At 72.2% G+C, this 20726-nt stretch carries 16 protein-coding genes; 12 read left to right on the top strand and 4 right to left on the bottom strand.

Features of this window, described 5'->3' with window-relative positions; all coding sequences use genetic code 11:
* The first annotated feature begins 28 nt into the window (after positions 1-28).
* From aspT (ACZ4XJ_RS05090) to ACZ4XJ_RS05075, 4 genes are all read left to right on the top strand, one after another.
* Positions 29-1708, top strand: a complete 1680-nt coding sequence (gene aspT / locus ACZ4XJ_RS05090; protein WP_468495346.1) for an aspartate-alanine antiporter — start codon at positions 29-31, stop codon at positions 1706-1708.
* A gap of 28 nt (positions 1709-1736) precedes the next feature.
* Positions 1737-3440: an aspartate-alanine antiporter gene (aspT, locus tag ACZ4XJ_RS05085; RefSeq protein WP_468495345.1), complete on the top strand. Its 1704-nt coding sequence runs from the start codon at positions 1737-1739 to the stop codon at positions 3438-3440.
* A 51-nt stretch (positions 3441-3491) separates the two neighbouring features.
* On the top strand, positions 3492-5147 hold the full coding sequence (locus ACZ4XJ_RS05080) for a bifunctional aspartate transaminase/aspartate 4-decarboxylase (protein ID WP_468495344.1): 1656 nt from the start codon (positions 3492-3494) through the stop codon (positions 5145-5147).
* Between the two features lie 104 nt (positions 5148-5251).
* The gene (locus ACZ4XJ_RS05075) at positions 5252-5839 is read left to right on the top strand and encodes a pyridoxamine 5'-phosphate oxidase family protein (protein WP_362875682.1); all 588 of its coding nucleotides are present in this window, start codon (positions 5252-5254) and stop codon (positions 5837-5839) included.
* A 169-nt stretch (positions 5840-6008) separates the two neighbouring features.
* Here ACZ4XJ_RS05075 and sph read toward each other — a convergent pair whose 3' ends face one another.
* Entirely contained in the window at positions 6009-7007 is a 999-nt protein-coding gene (sph, locus tag ACZ4XJ_RS05070) for a sphingomyelin phosphodiesterase (RefSeq protein WP_468495343.1), read from the bottom strand.
* Positions 7008-7147: 140 nt separating this feature from the next.
* On the opposite strand from sph, the gene ACZ4XJ_RS05065 reads away from it, so the two are divergent.
* Complete coding sequence (locus ACZ4XJ_RS05065) at positions 7148-8044, top strand: oxygenase MpaB family protein (RefSeq protein ID WP_468495342.1); 897 nt, start codon at positions 7148-7150, stop codon at positions 8042-8044.
* A gap of 38 nt (positions 8045-8082) precedes the next feature.
* On the opposite strand, the gene ACZ4XJ_RS05060 is transcribed toward ACZ4XJ_RS05065, so the two are convergent.
* Complete coding sequence (locus tag ACZ4XJ_RS05060; protein ID WP_468495341.1) at positions 8083-9630, bottom strand: M1 family metallopeptidase; 1548 nt, start codon at positions 9628-9630, stop codon at positions 8083-8085.
* Positions 9631-10037: 407 nt separating this feature from the next.
* Between ACZ4XJ_RS05060 and ACZ4XJ_RS05055 the strand changes: the two genes are divergently transcribed.
* From ACZ4XJ_RS05055 to ACZ4XJ_RS05030, 6 genes are all read left to right on the top strand, one after another.
* Positions 10038-10901 carry an SCO6745 family protein gene (locus ACZ4XJ_RS05055; RefSeq protein WP_362875686.1) on the top strand — a complete coding sequence of 288 codons (864 nt, stop codon included), beginning with the start codon at positions 10038-10040 and terminating at the stop codon, positions 10899-10901.
* 78 nt (positions 10902-10979) lie between these two features.
* Entirely contained in the window at positions 10980-13502 is a 2523-nt protein-coding gene (locus ACZ4XJ_RS05050; protein ID WP_468495340.1) for a Tex family protein, read from the top strand.
* A 295-nt stretch (positions 13503-13797) separates the two neighbouring features.
* Entirely contained in the window at positions 13798-14250 is a 453-nt protein-coding gene (locus ACZ4XJ_RS05045; protein ID WP_468495339.1) for a hypothetical protein, read from the top strand.
* On the top strand, positions 14240-15454 hold the full coding sequence (locus ACZ4XJ_RS05040) for an MAB_1171c family putative transporter (protein WP_362875689.1): 1215 nt from the start codon (positions 14240-14242) through the stop codon (positions 15452-15454). The genes ACZ4XJ_RS05045 and ACZ4XJ_RS05040 overlap by 11 nt, the downstream gene beginning before the upstream one ends.
* 14 nt (positions 15455-15468) lie before the next feature.
* The gene (locus tag ACZ4XJ_RS05035; protein ID WP_362875690.1) at positions 15469-16248 is read left to right on the top strand and encodes an SDR family NAD(P)-dependent oxidoreductase; all 780 of its coding nucleotides are present in this window, start codon (positions 15469-15471) and stop codon (positions 16246-16248) included.
* On the top strand, positions 16245-16580 hold the full coding sequence (locus ACZ4XJ_RS05030) for a hypothetical protein (RefSeq protein WP_362875691.1): 336 nt from the start codon (positions 16245-16247) through the stop codon (positions 16578-16580). Before ACZ4XJ_RS05035 ends, ACZ4XJ_RS05030 begins: the two co-directional genes overlap by 4 nt.
* On the opposite strand, the gene ACZ4XJ_RS05025 is transcribed toward ACZ4XJ_RS05030, so the two are convergent.
* Positions 16567-18204, bottom strand: coding sequence for an ABC-F family ATP-binding cassette domain-containing protein (locus tag ACZ4XJ_RS05025; RefSeq protein WP_362875692.1), 1638 nt, complete (start codon positions 18202-18204; stop codon positions 16567-16569). The genes ACZ4XJ_RS05030 and ACZ4XJ_RS05025 overlap by 14 nt on opposite strands.
* 33 nt (positions 18205-18237) lie before the next feature.
* Entirely contained in the window at positions 18238-19476 is a 1239-nt protein-coding gene (locus ACZ4XJ_RS05020; RefSeq protein WP_468495462.1) for an SLC13 family permease, read from the bottom strand.
* Between the two features lie 168 nt (positions 19477-19644).
* On the opposite strand from ACZ4XJ_RS05020, the gene ACZ4XJ_RS05015 reads away from it, so the two are divergent.
* Positions 19645-20691, top strand: a complete 1047-nt coding sequence (locus ACZ4XJ_RS05015) for a GlxA family transcriptional regulator (RefSeq protein ID WP_468495338.1) — start codon at positions 19645-19647, stop codon at positions 20689-20691.
* Positions 20692-20726 lie beyond the last annotated feature (35 nt).

Below are 20726 nucleotides of genomic sequence, written 5' to 3'. Positions count from 1 at the left end.
CCCTCCCGCCGGGGCGAGGTGACGATCCGTGGGAGTGCTGCGTGACCACCCCGAACTGGCCCTCTTCCTGTGCCTGGCCGCCGGCTACCTCCTCGGCAAGCTGCGGGTCGGTCCGATCACCCTCGGCGGCATCTGCGGCACGCTGATCGTCTCCCTGCTACTGGGCGCCTGGGCCCACATCGAAATCTCCGCCGACGTCAAGACGATCTTCTTCGCGCTGTTCATCTTCGCCCTCGGCTACCTGGCGGGCCCGCAGTTCTTCGCCAACCTCAACCGCAAGAGCATGCGCTTCTTCGCGCTCTGTCTCATCGAGCTGGTCAGCGTCCTGGGCCTCGCCTACCTGCTGGCGAAAACCTTCGACCTGGACGTCGGCACCGCCTCCGGCATCCTGGCCGGCGCCGCCACCGAATCGGCCGTCGTCGGCACCGCCACCGAGGCCATCGCCAAACTGCCCGACCTGACCGCCGAGCAGATCACCACCTACCAGGGCCACGTGGCCACCGCCTACACGGTCTGCTACCTCTTCGGCCTGATCACCATCGTCATCTACACCAGCCAGATCATGCCGATGCTGCTGCGCGTCAACCTGCGCGACGCCTCCCGCGAGCTGTGGGAGCGGATGCGCGGGGGCGGCGCTTCCCTGGAGAGCGACGAACGCGAGGCCCTGCCGGGCCTGGTCGGCCGGACCTACCTGGTCACCACCGCCGACGGCCGTACGGTCGGCGACCTGGAGACCGGCTTCGGCGGACGGGTCACCGTCGAGGCCGTCAAACGCGGCTCCAGGACGCTGACGCCCGCACCCGACCTCGCGCTCACCCTCTCCGACCTGGTCCTGATCGTCGGCCGCCGCTCGAACACCATCGAGGCCGGCCGCGCCATCGGCCCGGAGACCCCCGGCATCCCGGGCGTGGACACCCCGCTCGTCACCAGCCAGATCGCGGTGACCGACCGCTCCGTCTCCGGCAAGACCATCGACCGGATCGTGCACGAGCACCCGGAGTTCGCCCGCAGCGGCGTGTACGTCACCGACGTGCTCAGGGGCGACCAGAACCTGCCGGCCACCCCCGAGACGGTGATCGAGCGCGGCGACGTCGTCACCCTGGTCGGCGCCCGCTCCGGGCTGAACCGGATCGTCGCGAAGATCGGCACGGTCGCGAAGAACGACTCCACCGACTTCGTCTACCTCGGCCTCGGCATCGCGGCCGGCTCCCTCCTCGGGCAGGTCGTCGTCCGCTTCGGCGGCGTCCCGCTCTCGCTGGGCACCGGTGGCGGCTGTCTGGTCTCCGGCCTGCTCTTCGGCTGGTTCCGCTCCCGCCGACAGACCTTCGGCGCCTTCCCTCCCCAGGCCGCGACCACGATCAAGGACATGGGCCTCGCGGTGTTCATCGCCTGCACCGGTCTCACCTCCGGCCCCCAGGCCTGGCCGCTGCTCAAGGAGTACGGGGCGCTGCTGCCCTTCGCCGGGATCGCCATGGTCCTCGTACCGGCCACGCTCTCGCTCGTCATCGGCCGCAAGCTCCTGAAGATCGAACCGCCGCTGCTGATCGGAGCGATCGCCGGCCAGCAGTGCTCCACGCCGGCCATCACCTCCGTCACGCAGGTCGCACAGAGCTCCGTACCGATGCTCGGCTACACGATCACCTACGCCCTCTCCAACTTCCTGTTGCCCCTGACCGGTCCGATCCTCGTCGGGATCCTCGGCGCCTGAGCCCCGTACACCACCGGATGGCATCCACATGATCGATTTCCTCAACCGGAACATCTTCCAACCCCACCGCGAGCTGCTCGTCTTCCTCACGGTGGCGGTCGGGTTCTTCGTCGGCAAGCTCCGCTACAAGGCGATCGCCCTCGGCGCCGTCACGGGCTGCCTGATCGTGGGGCTGGTCTTCGGAGCACAGTTCAAGGTCACGATCGACGGGACCGTGAAGAACCTCTTCTTCACGATGTTCCTCTTCGCCCTCGGCTACAAGGTCGGGCCCCAGTTCTTCCGGGGACTGAAGAAGGACGGCCTGCCGCAGGTCATCAACGCCGTCATCGTCTGCGTGACCGGATTGCTGGTCTGCTGGGGCTTCGCCTCCTTCCTCGGTTACGGACCCGGCCTCAGCGCGGGGCTGCTGGGCGGGGCGCTGACCCAGTCCGCCGTCATCGGTGTCGCCCAGGACGCCATCGGCAACCTGCCGGGCCTGTCCGCCGACCAGATCAAGGAGCAGGAGAACCTGGTCGCCGTCGGGTACGCGGTCACCTACCCGCTCGGCACCATCCTCTGCGCGATCCTGCTGGCCTCGATCCTGCCCCGGATCTACCGCCGGGACCTGGCCGCCGAGAGCGCCCGGCTCGCCATCGAGATGGACGCGCCCGCCGACGACCCGGACCTGCACGAGGGGTACTACGAGGTCGTCCTGCGCGCGTACACCATCGTCCATCCGGACCTGGTGGGCCGCACCATCGAGGACTTCGAGCAGCAGCAGAAGGCGCTCGGCCGCCGCATCTACCTCACCCGGGTCCGCCGCGACGGCGCGATCGTCGACCACACCCAGCAGACCACCCTGCGCGAGGGCGACGTGGTGGCCGTGTCCGCCCTGCGCGACTCCCTGGTGGCGTTCGACGCCCGCACCCACATCGGCCCCGAGGCCGACGACGTCGAGCTGCTCGGGTACCAGACCGAAACCCTGCACGTGGTGGTCTCCGAGAAGGCCCAGTTGGGCAAGAGCATCGCGGAGCTGCGCGCCGAACCGTTCATGGTCGGTGTGTACATCGACAAGCTGTACCGGGCGGGCGCCGAGTTCCCCTACCGGCTCAGCACCCCCGTGGAGCGCGGCGACACGGTGATCCTGTCGGGGCCCAAGCGGCTCGTCGACCCGGCCGGCGCGGCCCTCGGCAAGCCGGTGCCGACGAGTTTCGCCACCGACATGATCTGGGTGGGCCTCGGCATCTTCCTCGGCGGCTGCCTGGGCATTCCCGCCCTGACCGCCGGCGGGGTGCCGATCTCGCTGTCCACCTCGGGCGGCGCGCTGATCATGGGTCTGGTGTTCGGTTGGATCCGGGGCAGGTACCCGACGTACGGAAACGTTCCGCCCGGCGCCCAGTGGTTCATGGACACCCTCGGGCTCTGCCTCTTCGTCGCGGTCGTCGGCATCAACGCCGGGCCGAGCTTCACCAGCGGGCTGGCCCTGGCCGGCTGGGGCCTGCTGGTCTTCGGAGCCGTCGCCACGCTGATCCCGTTGCTCGTGGGCTTCCTCGTCGGCCATCACGTCCAGAAGATCCGCTTTCCGATCCTGATGGGCGTCCTCGCCGGCGGCCAGACCACCACCGCCGCGATCGGCGCCGTGGTCGAACAGTCCAAGTCGCAGGTTCCGGTGCTCGGCTACACGATCCCGTACGCCATCAGCAACGTGCTCCTGACCATCTGGGGAGCCGTCATCGTCCTCCTCCACCACTGACGCGCCGCCCGTCGCGCCCCGTCCCCGCACCCGTCCACGTAAGGAAGCACCGTGCCCGAGACCAGCTTCAGCCGCGAAGAGATCCAGTCCTTCGCCCAGCTCAGCCCCTTCGAGCTGAAGGACAAGTTCATCCAGCTCGCCACGGCGGCCCAGGAGGACAAGCCCGGTCAGAAGGAGACCACTGCCCGCGCCATGCTCAACGCGGGGCGCGGCAACCCCAACTGGATCGCCACCGGACCGCGCGAGGCGTTCTACGCCCTCGGTTACTTCGCCCTGGACGAGTCCCGGCGCGTGTGGACCGCCGACCACCTCGGCGGGATGCCGGAGAAGAAGGGCATCGGCGGCCGGTTCGAGTCCTGGGTGCGCCGCCACCCCGAGCTCCCGGGCGTCGAGATGCTCTCCGCCTGCGTCCAGTACGCCCTGAAGCGCTGGCCGTTCGACAAGGACGCCTTCATCCACGAGCTGACCGACGCGATCACGGGCGACAACTACCCCGTCCCGGACCGGATGCTGACCCACGCGGAACACATCGTGCGCGGCTACGTCCACGACGAGATGTTCGACGAGCGGCCGCCGCACGACACCCTCTCGCTCTTCGCGACCGAGGGCGGCACGGCCGCCATGTGCTACATCTTCGACTCGCTGATGAAGAACGGGGTCCTCCACAAGGGCGACAAGATCGCCCTGCTGACCCCGGTGTTCACCCCGTACATCGAGATCCCCGAACTCGACACCTTCGAGTTCGAGGTGGTCAACGTCTCCGCGAGCCTGTTCGCCGAAACAGGGGTGCGCCAGTGGCGGTACCCGGAGGAGGAGGTGGCCAAGCTCGCGGACCCGGCCGTCAAACTCGTCTGCCTGGTCAACCCCAGCAACCCGCCGTCGCTGGCGCTCAGCGACCGGGTCGCCGACCAGATCAAGGAGATCGTGGCGGGCCCCAACCCCAACCTGCTGATCGTCACCGACGACGTCTACGGCACCTTCGTCCCGGGCTTCCGCTCGCTCGCCGCCGAACTGCCGCGCAACACCCTGCTCGTGTACTCGTACTCCAAGCACTACGGCTGCACGGGCTGGCGCCTCGGTGTGATCGGACTGCACGACGACAACGTCATCGACGAGATGATCGCCGCGTTCCCCCAGGACCAGAAGGACCGCCTCGCCGAGCGGTACGGGACCCTGACCCTCGACCCGGGCTCCATCCGGTTCATCGACCGGTTGGTCGCCGACTCCCGCTCCGTCGCCCTCAACCACACCGCCGGCCTGTCGCTGCCGCAGCAGACGATGATGGTGCTCTTCTCCCTCTTCGACATGCTCGACGAGGGCCAGGCCTACAAGGCCCGCATCCGACAGATCGTCCACCGGCGCCTGGACCTCCTCCTGGAGGGCGCCCAGATGAAGATCAGTGAGGACGACAAGCGGGCCGGTTACTACATCGAACTGGACCTGCTCGCCGAGGCGGAGCGGGTCCACGGCAAGGACTTCGCCGACTTCCTGGAGAAGAACTACGAGCCCGTCGACCCCCTGTTCCGACTCGCCGAACAGACCTCCGTCGTCCTCCTCAACGGCGGCGGGTTCGACGGACCCGAATGGTCGGTCCGGGTCTCCCTGGCCAACCTCGACGACCTCGACTACCTGAAGATCGGCCACCACCTGCGGGCGATCTTCAACGACTACGCCGACGAATGGCAGCGCTCCAGGGCCGCCGGCTGACTCCCGCGGGTGCCCGCTCCCGGGCGGGCACCCGTACGGCGGAGGTGACGGACCGGGAGGAGTTCGTTAGACAGTCGAAGGTTTTCCTCGCATAATCCTTAGACATGGGAAAGACTTACGAACGCATCGACGGCAGGCTGCGCGCCTTCATCGAACAGCAGCCGATCTTCTTCACCGCGACCGCCCCGCTCGTCGGGGACGGCACGGTCAACCTCTCCCCGAAGGGCCTCAAGGGCTCCTTCGCGGTGCTCGACGAGCAGCGGATCGCCTACCTCGACTTCGCGGGCAGCACCGCCGAGACCATCGCGCACCTGCGGGAGAACGGTCGGATCACGGTGATGTGGTGCGCCTTCCAGGGGGCGCCCAACATCGTCCGGGTGCACGGCCGGGGCGAGCCCGTCTTCCGCGACGACCCGCGCTTCACGGAACTCCTCGCACACTTCCCGGACATCGACCCGACCCTGCACGGGCTGCGCGCGATCATCGTGGTGACGGCCGAACGCGTCCGCGACTCCTGCGGATACGGGGTGCCGTTCATGTCGTACGACGAGGAACGCGACCTGCACGGCCGACGCTTCTCCCGCGAGGACGACGCCTCGCTGAGCGCGTACTTCAGCAAGAAGGAACACATAGCGCAGAGCATCGACGGCCTGCCCGGACTCCCCCTCCCACTCCCGCCCGCCAACTTCTGAGCACCGGCCCCTCCTCCCGACCCGGGGCCGGGAGGAGGCGTCACGTGGTCGTCGTGCCGATTCGGCCGGTACCGGAGGCGAACTGCCCGTGCGCGGCCACCAGGATCGCGTCCGCGGTGGTCGGGGATGCTTCTGGGCTGCCGGTCCGACGGAGTTCCGGCCCTGTCGACTACCGGGCGACGTACCCCACGACCGGGTAGTGGTCCGAAAGGTTGTCGTACGTGTAGGAGGTGCCCCAGCTGGAGACCGTCCACGGCGCCGACTGCTCCTTGACGACGTTGTTCTCCCAGCCCGCCGGGCGGGCGTTGCCCTTGCGGTACAGGACGTAGTCCAGGTCCTCGCGCGGGTCCGTCGGGTAGCGGTAGTTCGCGATCGAGTTGAGCGCGGTGTCGAAGGAGTACGTGTGCCCCGTGCGGATGTCCGCGCCGGCCAGGTCGGCGTCGGCCAGCATGGAGGCGTACTCGGGGGTGCGCGAGTCGACGTTCATGTCGCCCGCGACGATGACCTGTTCGGTCGCCGGGATGTTCTTCGCGTCCAGGAAGGCGTCGATCGCCTTGAACTGCCGGCTGCGCATCTGCGCCGCCTCGCCCGCGCCGCAACCCGGGTCGGTGGACTGGGCGTGCGTGCCGACCACGTGCACCTTCGCGCCGTTCACGTTCAGCACGACGTAGGCGAAGCCCTTGTTGGACCACCAGTCGGCGCCGCAGGCGTCCTTGTAGACCACCTGCTCCTTGCGCAGGATCGGCCACTTGCTCAGGATCGTGACGCCGCCGTCCTCCGGCGTCGTCGCCGAGTACGCACCGCCCGTGGCGTCCCAGCCGCTCTTGCCGCGGCCCACCACCGGGGTCTGGTACGGGTACTTCGCCGCCGAGTTGGCCTTGAGCGCGTCCGACGCGGGGTTGTCGAAGGCCTCCTGGAGCACCACCACGTCGTGGCCCTGGTAGAAGGACGCCTTGGGGATCTCCGCGGCCCGGTGGTCCTGACCCCAGTTCGGGTACAGGTTCTTGCTCATCAGGAACACGTTGTACGACAGGACGCTGAGCCGCGGGGCCGCGGCGCCCTCCGCGGCCGTGGCGGCCGGCGCGGTGGTGACGGCCAGGGCGCCGGCGGCGACCGCCGCGACGGCCGTGGCGGCGGCGCGGCGCGAGCGGGGCGAGGTGTGCAGCATGAGGGTCTCCATCATTCCTGCGGGGGAAGTGCGGGGAAGATCGACGCCGTCATACAAGCAGCACCAGTTACCTCTGGGTAACACCCGTGCATCGACTTTCTGTCCGGAAGACGGCCGTCCGGGGCTCGCATACTTGTGTCATGGAGAAGCAGCACGACGCGCCCCCCGCCACACCACCGACCGGGCGCCGCCCCGACCCCGAGCCCCCCGCCCCCGGCGGGGTGCTGTGGACCATCGCCGGGGACGTCCGCGCCCTACTGATGCTGCCCGCCGCCTTCACCCTGCAGGTCGCCCACCCCGCCATCGGGGCCGGCGTCGACGCCCACTCCGTCTTTCGCACCGACCCCTGGGGGCGCGGCGAACGCTCGCTGCGCTCGGTCCAGCTGTGGGTGTACGGGGGCGCCGACGCCGCCGAGGAGGGCCGCCGGGTACGCCGCCTGCACAAGGAGATCCAGGGCACCGACACCCGCGGCCGCCGCTACCACTCGCTCGACCCCGCCTGCTACTCCTGGGTCCACGCCACCGGCTTCCCCGTATACCTGTACGCGGGTCGCTACCTGCTGCGGCCCTTCACCCCCGCCCAGGAGCGGCAGCTCTACCGGGAATGGCTCCAGGTCGGCCGGATCCTCGGCCTCCACGACCGGGACATGCCGCAGACCATCGAGGAGTACTGGGTCTACTACCGCCGGATGCTGGCGGAGGAGATCGAGCCGACCGCGGTGGCGCGGGAGCTGGTCGCCACCGATGTGGCCCTGCCCCGGCCCGAGGCGGGGTCCGCGCCGGTCCGGTTGCTGCTGCGACTGACCTGGCCGCTGCTGCGCACGGCGTTCCTGCGCCTGCGGGCCTTCGTCAGCGTCGGCTACATGCCGCCCGAGGCCCGGGAGGCCGTCGGGTTGGAGTGGAGCCCGGCCCAGGAGCGCAGGCTCCGGCGGTTCAGCTCCGCCGTGCGGATCCTCGTACCGCTGCTGCCGGAACGCCTGCGCTACCTGCCCATCGCCCGCGCCGCCCGGGCGCGGGCGCGCGCCGACGCCCGCTGAGGGACGCCGGCGCGCACCGGGGACGCGGCGGGGTGTGATCAGTGACCGTGCTTGCGGCCCTGCTCCTGGCCGTGGTCGTGGCCGTGGTCGTGGACCGTGTTCGTCGCGGCGATCTTCTTCCAGGACTTCGGCTCCGCGGCCGGCTTGGCCGGGGCCTGGAGGGAGCGGGCGCCGGCGTTCTTCGCGGCCGGCGGGGCGAAGGCCGGCTTGCCCGGGGTGTAGAGCCAGGTCTCGAACAGCTGCGCCAGCGGCTTGTTGGAGACCTTCTCCGCGTAGCGGACGAAGTCGCCGACCTTGGCGTTGCCGTGGGCCCGCTCGGTCGGCCAGCCCTTGAGGATCTGGAAGAACTTCTCGTCGCCGATCTCGTTCCGCAACGCCTGGAGCGCGATCGCGCCCCGGTCGTAGACCGCACCGTGGAACTGGTTCTCCGCACCCGGGTCACCGGGCTTGACCTGCCAGAACGGGTCCTCGGCGGGGCGGGAGGCGTACGTCCAGTCGGCGAGCTCCTGCGCGGTGCCCTCGCCCTCCTTCTCCGACCACAGCCACTGGCTGTAGCGGGCGAAGCCCTCGTTGACCCAGATGTCCTTCCAGTTGTCGACGGAGACGCTGTCGCCGTACCACTGGTGGGCGATCTCGTGGACGACCACCGAGACGTTCGCGCCGTTCTGGAACTGGCGCGGGCCGTAGAACGGCCGAGTCTGCGTCTCCAGCGCGTACCCCGCGTTCACGTTCGGGACGTAGCCGCCCAGCGCGTTGAACGGGTACGGGCCGAAGACGCCCTCCAGCCACTCGGCGACCTCGCCGGTCCGCTCCACGCTCGCGCGCGCCGCGCCGGCGTTGTCACCGAGGTCCTTGCTGTAGGCGTTCAGGATCGGCAGCCCGCTCGCCGTCTTGTCCGTCGTGATGTCGAACTTGCCGATGGCCAGGGTGGCCAGGTAGGTGGCCTGCGGCTTGTTGGAGCGCCAGTTGAAGCGGGTCCAGCCCAACTTCGAGCTCTGTGACTGGAGCACGCCGTTGCTGATGGCCTGGGTGCCGTCCGGGACGTTGACGGAGACGTCGAAGGTGGCCTTGTCCAGCGGGTGGTCGTTGCTCGGGAACCACCAGATCGCGGAGTCGGGCTCCTGCGCCGCCACGCCGCCGTCCGGGGTGCGCTGCCAGGCCGTCCAGCCGTCGACCTTGAACTCCGAGGGCTTGCCCGCGTACTTGACGACCACCGAGGACTGCTTGCCCTTCAGGAGCGGCTGGGCGGGGGTCACCTCCAGCTCCTGGGTGCCGGTCGCGGCGAACTTCGCCTTGACCCCGTTGACCCGGACCTCGCTCACCTTGAGTCCGAAGTCGAGGTTGAACCGGGACAGGTCCTGCTTGGCCGTGGTCAGCAGGGTGGCGGTGCCCTCCAGCAGGTCCGTCTTCGGCTGGTACTGCAGGCGCAGGTCGTAGTGGGAGACGTCGTAACCGCCGTTCCCGCTGGCCGGGTAGTAGGGATCGCCGATACCCGGTGCGCCCGGACCGGCACTGGCCGCCGACGCCGGGATCACCAGCAGGAGGGAGGCGGCCAGCACGCTCGGGGCGATGACTTTGCGGTGCACGAAGAGCTCCAAGTGGTAGGGGAGACAGATCGGTTCAAGGTCTCGTCCGTCGACCGTATTCACCCGTGCCGCGCCACGTCATGTCCATGGCCCCTGCTGTCACACGATCGCCATTCGGCCGTCACACCCCGCTGAGCGGACACGCCGGTCGGTGAGCGCGTCCGGTCGGCCGTCGCCACGGCCGCCGCCACGGGCCGGGCGGCGTACGGCGCACCCGGGGCGCGGCGCCGCCGTCGGCCGGCCGGCGCCCCCGCGCGCACCGGTCGCGCCCGCCCCCGCCGGCGCCACCAGAACGGCCGGAAAGGGTGGGCGCCGCACGGGCCCGGCGAGGTCGACCGGAGCGGGGACCCGGGCCGTCGGCACCCCCGGCCCACCCGACATACCGAGCAGTCGGTAACCTGCGGCGCATGACGCTTCCCCCGCACGCCGCCCGACGCTGCTGGCACACCGCCGTCAACCCGCTGCACTCCACGATCTACTTCTCGCCCGACCTCACCACCGAACTCGCGGCCCTCGGCGTCACCCACCGCGTCGCCGTCAACCTCGCGACCCGATCCGCCGCCATGGGCGCCGTCGGCCCCGGCGCGGTGACCGCCGCCTTCTACAACTACCGCCACGACCTGGTCGCCGCGCACCTCCCCGCCGTCTGGGACGTCGCCACGCCCGAGCAGGTCCTCGCCGCCCGACTGCGCGCAGCCGACACCACCCTGCGCCGCCTCCTGGGACCCGCCGTCATCGAGTCGGCCGACCTGTCCGAGGCCGCCGACCTGGCCCTGCGCGCCACCGAGGGCTGCACCCGGCACGCCCGCACCCTCTACGCCGCCCACGCCGACCTCCCCCTACCGCAGGAGCCGCACCTGCGCCTGTGGCACGCCACCACCCTGCTGCGCGAGCACCGCGGCGACGGCCACCTGGCGGCCCTCCTGCTCACCGGCCTCGACCCGGTGGAGGCCCTGGTCAGCCACACCGCCACCGGCCGCGGCATGACCCCGAAGTGGATCAGGAGCATCCGCGGCTGGCAGCAGGACGACCTCGACGCCGCCGCCGCCCGACTGCGCGCCCGGGGCATCCTGGAGCCCGACGGCGAACTCACCGACGAGGGCCGGGCCGTCCGCGAACGCCTGGAGACCGAGACCGACCGGCTCGACGCGGCCCCGTACGAACACCTCGGCGCGCGGGGCCTCGCCCGACTCGCCGAACTGGGCGGCGGATTCGTCCGGCGGGCCGTCGCGGCCGGGGCCTTCCCCCACGACCTCTTCGGCAAGGCCTGAGGGGTTCCCGCCGTCCGCCGCGGTCACCTGCCACAATTGGCAGCCTTCCACGCAAACGAAGGCAGGCGGGACCGCACAGTGACGATGTCCATCGAAGGCAGGATCGCCGAGGAGCTCGGCGTACGGGAACGGCAGGTCAAGTCCGCCGTCGAGCTGCTCGACGGCGGTTCCACCGTCCCGTTCATCGCGCGCTACCGCAAGGAAGCGACCGAGGAGCTCGACGACGCCCAGCTGCGCACCCTGGAGGAGCGGCTGCGGTACCTGCGCGAGCTGGAGGACCGGCGCGCGGCCATCCTCGAATCCGTACGGGAACAGGGCAAGCTCGATGACGCCCTGGAGGCCCGGATCAACGCGGCCGACACCAAGGCCCGACTGGAGGACATCTACCTCCCGTTCAAGCCCAAGCGCCGCACCAAGGCCCAGATCGCCCGCGAGGCCGGTCTGGAGCCCCTCGCCGAGGGCCTGCTGGCCGACCCCTCGGTCGAACCGGCCGTCGCCGCGGCCGCGTTCGTCGACGCGGACAAGGGCGTCGCCGATCCGGCCGCCGCGCTGGAGGGCGCCCGCGCCATCCTCACCGAGAAGTTCGCCGAGGACGCCGACCTGATCGGCGAACTGCGCGAGCGCATGTGGGGCCGCGGCCGGCTCGCCGCGAAGGTCCGTGAGGGCAAGGAGGAGGCCGGCGCCAAGTTCGCCGACTACTTCGACTTCGCCGAGCCGTTCACCGACCTCCCCTCGCACCGCGTGCTCGCCATGCTGCGCGGCGAGAAGGAGGACGTCCTGGCCCTGGACCTGGAGCCGGAGGAGCCGTCCGAGCTGCCCGGGCCGTCCACGTACGAGGCCATGATCGCCCGCCGCTTCGGCATCGCGGCCCCCTCGGACCACGCCCGCCCCGGTGACAAGTGGCTGACCGACACCGTCCGCTGGGCCTGGCGCACCAAGGTCCAGGTCCACCTCGGCATCGACCTGCGGTCCCGGCTGCGCGCCGCCGCCGAGGACGAGGCGGTACGCGTCTTCGCGGCGAACCTGCGCGACCTGTTGCTCGCCGCCCCCGCCGGCACCCGCTCCACGCTCGGCCTGGACCCGGGCTTCCGTACCGGCGTCAAGGTGGCCGTCGTGGACGCGACCGGCAAGGTCGTCGCCACGGACGTGATCCACCCGCACGTGCCCGCCAACCGGTGGGACGAGTCCCTGGCCAAGCTGGCCCGCCTCGCGAAGGAACACGCCGTCGAGCTCGTCGCCATCGGCAACGGCACGGCCTCCCGCGAGACCGACAAGCTCGCCGGGGACCTCATCACCCGCCACCCCGAACTGGGCCTGACCAAGGTGATGGTCTCGGAGGCGGGCGCCTCCGTGTACTCCGCCTCGGCCTTCGCCTCACAGGAACTCCCGGGCATGGACGTGTCGTTGCGCGGCGCCGTCTCCATCGCCCGCCGGCTCCAGGACCCGCTGGCCGAGCTCGTCAAGATCGACCCGAAGTCGATCGGCGTCGGCCAGTACCAGCACGACCTGTCCGAGACGAAGCTCTCCCGCTCCCTCGACGCGGTCGTCGAGGACTGCGTGAACGGCGTCGGCGTGGACGTCAACACCGCCTCCACGCCGCTGCTCTCGCGCGTGTCCGGCATCAGCGGCACCCTCGCCGAGAACATCGTCGCCCACCGCGACGCCAACGGCCCCTTCCGCAGCCGCAAGGGCCTCAAGGACGTGGCCCGGCTCGGCCCGAAGGCGTACGAGCAGTGCGCGGGCTTCCTGCGGATCCGCGACGGGGACGACCCGCTGGACGCCTCCGCCGTGCACCCCGAGACGTACCCGGTGGTCCGGGCGATGGGGAAGACCGCGGGCGGTGACGTCGCGGCGCTGATCGGCAACACGTCCGTCCTGCGCTCCCTGCGGCCGGAGGAGTTCGTCACCGAGGCCTTCGGCCTGCCGACGGTCGGCGACATCCTGCGCGAGCTGGAGAAGCCGGGCCGCGACCCGCGCCCCGCCTTCAAGACGGCCACCTTCAAGGAGGGCGTGGAGAAGATCGGCGACCTGGCCCCCGGGATGATCCTGGAGGGCGTCGTCACCAACGTGGCCGCCTTCGGCGCCTTCATCGACATCGGTGTCCACCAGGACGGCCTGGCGCACGTCTCGGCCCTCTCGAAGACCTTCGTCAAGGACCCGCGGGACGTCGTCAAGCCGGGCGACATCGTCCGCGTCAAGGTCATGGACGTGGACATCCCGCGCAAGCGGATCTCGCTGACCCTGCGGCTGGAGGACGAGGCCGGGGCCGAGCGCGGCGCCGGCGCCCCCCGGCAGCGCGAGGAGCGCCGGGGCGGCGGCCGACCCCCGCAGCAGCGCGGCGCGGCGAACCAGGGCGGCGGCCAGGGCGACGCCGCCCGACGCGCCGGCGTCCAGGGCGGCGCCGGGCAGGACCGCCGGGGCGGCCAGGGCGGCCAGGGCGGCCAAGGTCAGCGCAACGGGCCCGGTACGGGGCAGCGGCAGGGCGGCGGCGCCGACGCGGGCCGGCGGGGCGGCGCCCCGGCGCCCGCGAACAGCGCGATGGCCGACGCCCTGCGCAAGGCCGGTCTCACCGGTCCCGAGGAGCGCCGCAAGCGGAGCTGAGGCCGGTCCGCCCCGGCGGTCGGGAATGGCCGGATAGCCACCCCGACCCGGCGGCATGCCTTGCCAAGCCCCGCGCGCAATCGGTAGGCATGGCGGAACACCTGTTCGTCCGTACGGACGGGTGTTCCGTCGCACCCCTCCGGGACCGCCTTCCCGAGGCCGCCTCAAGGCACAGGACCTTATGCCGATGCCCCCGCACGCCTACCGACGCTGCCCGAGAAAGGGTTCGAAGAGGGACCACATGCCCCATGGGGATCTCAGCCTCCGCAAACGGTGCGAGTTGATTCTCGGCCATATGGATCTGCCCCATCCGTTTTCCCTCGACGGACTGTGCGCGCGCGTCGCCGAACAGCGCGGCCGACCCATCCGGTTGCACCCCCTGCCCCCCGAGGCCGCCGAATCCGGGGTCTGCGGCCTGTGGGTGGGAACCGCGACCGTCGACCACGTCTTCTACGAAGCCCGCACCACCCCGCTGCACCGGGAGCACATCGTGCTCCACGAGCTCGGGCACATCCTCTTCGGCCACCACTCCCTCGACGCCGAGGAGACCGCCGACCGCGCGCCGGTGGTCCTGGGCCGCACCAACTACACCAACCTCCAGGAACGCGAGGCGGAACTGCTCGCGAGCATGATCCGCACCCGCACCACCGGACCCCGCCGCCGGCGGCCGGCCCGCGCACCCCGGGGCGCCCTCGCCCGGCTGGAGTCCGCCATGGGCTACGAGCGGGGTCCGCGCGATGGCGACTGACCTCGCGGCCCTCGGGGACTGGCTCGCCGTACCGAGCGTGGTGTGCCTGTGGGTGGCCGTCCTGCTGCGCGCCCCCGGCGCCCTGCGCTCACCGCAGCAGCGCGGACTGTGGCTCGCCGTCGCCACCGCCGCCGCCGCGATGACCCTCAACCTGCCGGCGGTCGTCGCCCACGCCATGAGCCGCGACCCCGGCTACGCGCACACCGTCGGCCTCGTCCGCAACCTCATCGGCGTGCTGTCCGCCGGCGCCGTGCTCTACTTCGTCGCCGCCGCCACCGGCGGACGCGCGCTCCAACGCGCCGCCTGGATCGGCACGCTGCTGTGGTCGGCCGCCCTGCTCACCCTGGACGCCACCGCGCCCGACCACGGCGCCCACGGCATCCCGCCCACCGGAGACCCGGCGCCCTCCCTCGCCTACTGGCTCGTGCTGATCTCCGCCCACCTGATCGCCAACACCATCTGCGTCCGGGTCTGCCGACGCTACGCCCGCCGTACGCAGAGCCGCGCCCTGGCCGCCGGACTGCGCCTGTTCGGCCTCGGCACCGCCCTCGCCGGACTGTTCTGGTTCGCGTACCTCCTCAAGGCCCTGTTCGGCAGCACCTGGGCGATGCCCGCCCTGCCACTGCTGATGAACGCGCACGGCCTGCTGCGGGCCGTCGCGATCCTGGTGCCGACCCTGTTCGCGCTGCGCCGCACCACCGCCGACGTCACCACCGCCTGGCGGCTGTGGCCGCTGTGGCGGGACCTCGTCGAGGCGGTCCCGCACGTGGTGCTGACCCCGCCCCGGGCCGGCCGGGTGCTGGAGCTGCTGTGGCCGCCGCTGCCGCGCGGCCTGCTCGTCTACCGCAAGGTCATCGAGACCCGCGACGCGATCCTGGTGCTCGGCGAGTACGTGGACCCGGGCGTGCCCGAACTCGCCCGCGACCACGTCGCCGGGAGCGGGATCCCCGAGCGGCGGCGGACGGCCGCCGCGCTGGCCTGCGTACTGCACCAGGCCCGACGGGCCAAGCTCGCCGGGGAGCCCGGCCGGCCCGGCACCGGAGCGCTGGAACTGCCCGCAGAGATCCGCACGTCCGCCGAGGGCGGGGACCTGGAGGGCGAGGCCGGGTTCCTGGTCGACGTGGCCCACGCCTGGGCCGCGCCCGGCACCGCCGCCTTCACCGCGTCCCGGTCCGCCCGTTCGCCCGACTGCCCGCACCCGTAGGAAGTGGAACCGTCTTGACCACCGTTTTGATCACCGGGGCCGGCGCCGGACTCGGCGCGGCCTTCGCGCGTGGCTTCGCCGCCAAGGGCTGCGACCTGATCCTCGTCGCCCGCGACAAGGCCCGGCTGGAGTCCGTGGCCGCCGAACTCGGCGGCGCGTTCGGCGTCGACTGCGAGGTGCTGCCCGCCGACCTGCTGGACGCGCGGCAGTGCGCGGCCGTCGCCGACCGGCTCGCCGACCCCGACCGGCCCGTCGACGTCCTCGTCAACAACGCCGGCTTCGGACTCGCCGCGCCCTTCCCGTACAACCCGATCGAGGACGAGGAACGGATGCTCGACCTCCTCGTGAAGGTCCCGCTGCGGCTCACGCACGCCCTGCTGCCCGGCCTGCGCGCCCGCCGCCGCGGCGCCGTGCTCAACGTGGCCTCGGTCGCCGGACTGCTGCCGACCGGGACGTACGGGGCCGCCAAGGCTTGGGTGACCGCCTTCAGCGAATCGCTGCGGGTGGACATGGAGCCGTACGGGGTCCGGGTGCTGGCGGTGGTGCCGGGCTTCACCCGCACCGAGTTCCAGGAACGGGCCGGCATGGACGTGAGCGCGCTGCGCGACGCGGTCTGGCTGGAGCCCGAGGCCGTGGTGGCCAAGGCCCTGCGCGACCTGGCCCGGCGCCGACCGGTCAGCATCACGGGCCGCCGCTACCAGGCGTACGCCCTCGCCGCCCGCCACCTGCCGCGCGACTTCGTCGCCCGCCGGATGGCCCGCACGCGCCGACCCCCGGCCGGATCCGAGACGTGAGCGGGCCCGTGGAGCGGGCCCGCGTGGCCCTGCGGTCGGGGGCGGGGCCCGTCGAGGTGTCCGCCGAACTCGCGGCCGAGACGCCCGACCCGCGGGGCGCGGCGCTCGCGGCGTGCGAGGCACTGTCCACCGGCCGGCTGCCCGACGCGTACGCCGCGCTCGTACGCCCACCGGTCCGCGAGCGCGGCGACCCGGTCCGGTACCGGGCGACGCCGGGCATGGCGGGCGAGCCGCTCGCCGCCCGGTTGCCGCCCGGCGACGAGGAGGCCGCCGGGCGGGTGCGTCAGGCGCGCGAACACCGCGCCCGCGAGGCCGCCGCTACAGCTCGGTGACCTTGCCGTCGACGACCTCCAGGCGACGGGTCACGTGGACGGCGTCCAGCATCCGGCGGTCGTGCGTCACCAGCAGCAGGGTGCCCTCGTAGGCGTCCAGGGCGGCCTCCAGCTGTTCGATCGCCGGCAGGTCGAGGTGGTTCGTCGGCTCGTCGAGGACCAGGAGGTTCACCCCGCGCCCCTGGAGCAGCGCCAGCGCCGCCCGGGTGCGTTCGCCGGGGGAGAGGGTCGCCGCGGTCCGCAGGACGTGCGCCGCTTTCAGCCCGAACTTCGCCAACAGGGTGCGCACCTCGGCCGGTTCGGTGTCCGGGACCGCCGCGCAGAACGCCTCCAGCAGCGGCTCGTCCCCCAGGAACAACCCGCGGGCCTGGTCCACCTCACCGACCAGGACACCGGAGCCGAGGGTCGCCCCGCCGGAGTCCGGCGCGAGCCGGCCGAGCAGCACCGCGAGCAGCGTGGACTTGCCGGCGCCGTTGGCCCCGGTGATCGCGACCCGGTCCGCCCAGTCGATCTGCAGGCTCGCCGGACCGAACGCGAAGTCCCCGCGCCGCACGGCCGCTTCGCGCAGGGTGGCCACGACCGAGCCGGAGCGCGGGGCCGCCGCGATCTCCATCCGCAGCTCCCACTCCTTGCGGGGCTCCTCGACGACGTCCAGCCGCTCGATCGCGCGCTGCGTCTGGCGGGCCTTCGCGGCCTGCTTCTCGCTGGACTCGCCGCGCAGGTTCTTGCCGATCTTGTCGTTGTCGGAGGACTTGCGGCGGGCGTTGCGCACGCCCTTGTCCATCCAGTTGCGCTGCATCTGGGCCCGGCCTTCGAGGGCGGCCTTCCTGCCCGCGTACTCGTCGAACTCCTCACGGGCGTGGCCCCGGGCCCGCTCGCGCTCCTCCAGGTAGGAGTCGTAGCCGCCGCCGTAGAGGTTGATCTGCTGCTGCGCCAGGTCGAGTTCGAGGACCTTGGTGACGGTCCGGGTCAGGAACTCGCGGTCGTGGCTGATCACCACGGTGCCCGCGCGCAGCCCCGTGACGAACTGCTCCAGCCGCTCCAGGCCGGCCAGATCCAGGTCGTTGGTCGGCTCGTCCAGCAGGAACACGTCGTACCGGGACAGCAGCAGCGAGGCCAGACCGGCGCGGGCGGCCTGGCCGCCGGACAGCGCGGTCATCGGCAGGTCCAGGCCGACGCCGAGACCGAGCTCCCCGGCGACCTCCTCGGCCCGCTCGTCGAGGTCGGCGCCGCCGAGGTTCAGCCAGCGGTCGAGGGCGTCCGCGTACGCGTCGTCCGCGCCCGCGGTGCCGTCCACGAGCCCCTGGGTGGCCGTGTCCAGGGCGGCCTGCGCGGCGGCGACACCGGTACGACGGGCGAGGAAGTCCCGGACCGACTCGCCGGGGCGCCGATCGGGCTCCTGCGGCAGGTGACCGACGGCCGCGCCGGGCGGGGAGAGCCGCAGCTCACCGGTCTCCGGGGCGTCCAGCCCGGCGAGGAGCCGCAGCAGGGTCGACTTCCCGGCGCCGTTGACGCCGACGAGTCCGATGACGTCGCCGGGCGCGACGACGAGGTCGAGATCGGCGAAGAGCGTGCGCTCACCGTGCGCGGCGGTGAGGTTCTTGGCGACGAGGGTTGCAGTCATGATGCCCCGATCCTATCCGCGCCCGCGGGGGCCTCAGGTGCCGATCAGCCGCAGCCCCGCCCACAGGGCCGCCACCGCCGCCACCAGGCCCGCCGGTGTGGTGAGCAGCCCCAGCCGGGTGAACTCCCCGAGCTCGACGCGTTCGCCGTGGCCGTGCAGGATCCGCCGCCACAGCAGCGTGGCCAGCGACCCCGCGTACGTGAGGTTCGGGCCGATGTTCACCCCGATCAGCACGGCCAGCACCGGTCCGGCCCCGCCCGGCGCGGCCAACGGCAGCAGCGCGAGCACGGCGGGCAGGTTGTTGATCAGGTTGGCGAGGAGGGCGGCCACGCCGGCCACGGCGAGCAGCGCGGGCAGCGAGTCCCCGGCGGGCAGCACCCGTGCGAGCCCGTCGCCGAGGCCGTGGTCCACCACGGCCCGTACGACGACGCCCAGCGCGAGCACGAACAGGCAGAAGGCGGGCGCGGCCGACGCCACCAACCTGACCGGCGTGGTCTCGCGGCGCCGCAGGGCCCGTACGGCCAGGACCACCGCCCCGGCCAGCGCCGCCCAGACGGGACTCGCCCCCGCGAAGGAGGTCACGGCGAAGCCGGCCAGCGTCAGGACCAGCACCGCGAGCGCGAAGCGCGGCATCGCGATCCGCTCCACGACGTCCGGGGCGTGCGCGGGCGGGGCCGACAGGTCGGCGCGGAAGAAGCGCCGGAACACCACGTACTCCACGCCGATCGCCACCGCCCAGGGCAGCGCCATCAGCGAGGCGAACCGGGTGAAGGAGAGCCCGCTCGCGGCGAAGACGAGCAGATTGGTCAGGTTCGACACGGGCAGCAGCAGCGAGGCCGAGTTCGCCAGGTGCGCGGTGGCGAAGACGTACGGTCGCGGCCGCGCCCCGAGGTGGGCGGCCGTCGCCAGCACCACCGGGGTCAGCAGCACCACGGTGGCGTCCAGACTCAGCGCGGCGGTGACCAGTGAGGCCACCACGAACACCGGGCCCAGCAGCGTCCCCGGCTCCCGCCCCGCCGACCGCCGGGCCACGGCCGCGCCGACCGCGCGGAACAACCCCTCGTCGGCGCACAGCCGTGCGAGGACCAGGATCACGGCCAGGAACCCGACCACGGGCAGCAGCTCCCGCAGTTGCTCCCAGGCATCGGCTGGGGAGACCACACCTAGGGCGACGAGCAGCGCGGCAGCCGGCACCGCGGCCGCCGCCTCCGGCAGCCCGCGCGGGCGCAGCACGGCGAAGGCCAGCACCCCGAGGAGGGCGGCGACCGACAGGGACTCGGCGAGGACGGTGTTCAGGACGGTACTCCGGGACGGGCACGGCCGGGCCCCCCAAGGGACCCGCGGCGGAACATCCCGGAAGGATCGCACGGCCGGCGGCATGGCCGGATGGGTGGGATACCCGTCATTGCGGCCATCGGGGCCAGGTCACACCATGGAGGCATGACGCTGCGAAACGTGCTCGTCGTCCTCTACGACGGGGTTCAGAGCCTGGACGTGACCGGCCCGGTCGAGGTGTTCAGCGGGGTCGCCCGGTGCCCCGGAGAGGGCGGCTACGCGATCACCACGGTGTCGCCGGGCGGCGCTCCCGTACGGACGAACAGCGGACTGACCCTGGTGCCGGACGGGGACCTGGAGAGTGCCCGCCCCGGCCCGGGAACCACCCTGCTGGTGCCCGGCGGGCAGTACTCGGCCCAGTGCGAGCCCCGGGTCACCGATTGGCTCCGCGCGCACGGGGGACGCGCCGAGCGGCTGGTGTCCGTGTGCACGGGCAGCCTGCTGCTCGCCGAGGCGGGGTTGCTCGACGGCCGGCGGGCCACCTCGCACTGGGACGTGTGCGAGCGGATGGCCCGGGACTACCCGGCGGTGACGGTGGACCCGGACCCCATCCACGTCCGCGACGGCCCCGTGGCCACCTCGGCGGGGGTGACCGCCGGGATCGACCTCGCGCTCGCCCTGGTAGAGGAGGACTTCGGGCGGGACGTGGCCCTGTTCATCGCCCGGCACCTCGTGGTGTTCCTGCGCCGCCCCGGCAACCAGGCCCAGTTCAGCGCCCAGCTGTCCGCGCAGACGGCCCGCCGGGATCCGCTGCGGGACGTCCAGCAGTGGATCACCGAGCACCCGGGGGACGACCTCGGAGTGGAGGCCCTCGCCGCCCGCGCCGCGCTCTCGCCGCGGCACTTCGCCCGGGCCTTCCGGGCGGAGACCGGAGTGACGCCGGGCCGGTACGTGGAGCGGGTCCGGGTGGAGCACGCCCGGCGGCTCCTGGAGGACGGCCGGGACGGGGTCGCCCTGGTATCCCGGGAGTGCGGCTACGGCACCCCCGAAGCGCTCCGCCGGGCGTTCGTAAGGGCTTTCGGACAGTCTCCGGCCGAGTACCGCCGCCGCTTCGGCCCCCGACCCGCCGCGCCCGGCCCTGACCATCACGACGGAACACGGCGATCCGACGGATCCGACGGAACACGCAGCGACCCGACACCTGACACCTGACACCCGACGACCGGACCAGCAACCGGTCCGGTCCG

The sequence above is a fragment of the Streptomyces sp. NPDC029836 genome (assembly GCF_055574495.1).
The sequence above is the reverse complement of the archived record's forward strand: the minus strand, read 5'-3'. Positions and strand labels throughout refer to the sequence as shown.

What these genes read in the sequence shown, in the direction of transcription:
- ACZ4XJ_RS05040 (WP_362875689.1), top strand. Translation starts at nt 14,240, where the DNA reads ATGGCGACTGACCTCGCGGCCCTCGGGGACTGGCTCGCCGTACCGAGC.
- ACZ4XJ_RS05075 (WP_362875682.1), top strand. Translation starts at nt 5,252, where the DNA reads ATGGGAAAGACTTACGAACGCATCGACGGCAGGCTGCGCGCCTTCATC.
- aspT (WP_468495345.1), top strand. Translation starts at nt 1,737, where the DNA reads ATGATCGATTTCCTCAACCGGAACATCTTCCAACCCCACCGCGAGCTG.
- ACZ4XJ_RS05055 (WP_362875686.1), top strand. Translation starts at nt 10,038, where the DNA reads ATGACGCTTCCCCCGCACGCCGCCCGACGCTGCTGGCACACCGCCGTC.
- ACZ4XJ_RS05025 (WP_362875692.1), bottom strand. Translation starts at nt 18,204, where the DNA reads ATGACTGCAACCCTCGTCGCCAAGAACCTCACCGCCGCGCACGGTGAG.
- ACZ4XJ_RS05015 (WP_468495338.1), top strand. Translation starts at nt 19,645, where the DNA reads ATGACGCTGCGAAACGTGCTCGTCGTCCTCTACGACGGGGTTCAGAGC.
- sph (WP_468495343.1), bottom strand. Translation starts at nt 7,007, where the DNA reads ATGCTGCACACCTCGCCCCGCTCGCGCCGCGCCGCCGCCACGGCCGTC.
- ACZ4XJ_RS05045 (WP_468495339.1), top strand. Translation starts at nt 13,798, where the DNA reads ATGGATCTGCCCCATCCGTTTTCCCTCGACGGACTGTGCGCGCGCGTC.
- ACZ4XJ_RS05065 (WP_468495342.1), top strand. Translation starts at nt 7,148, where the DNA reads ATGGAGAAGCAGCACGACGCGCCCCCCGCCACACCACCGACCGGGCGC.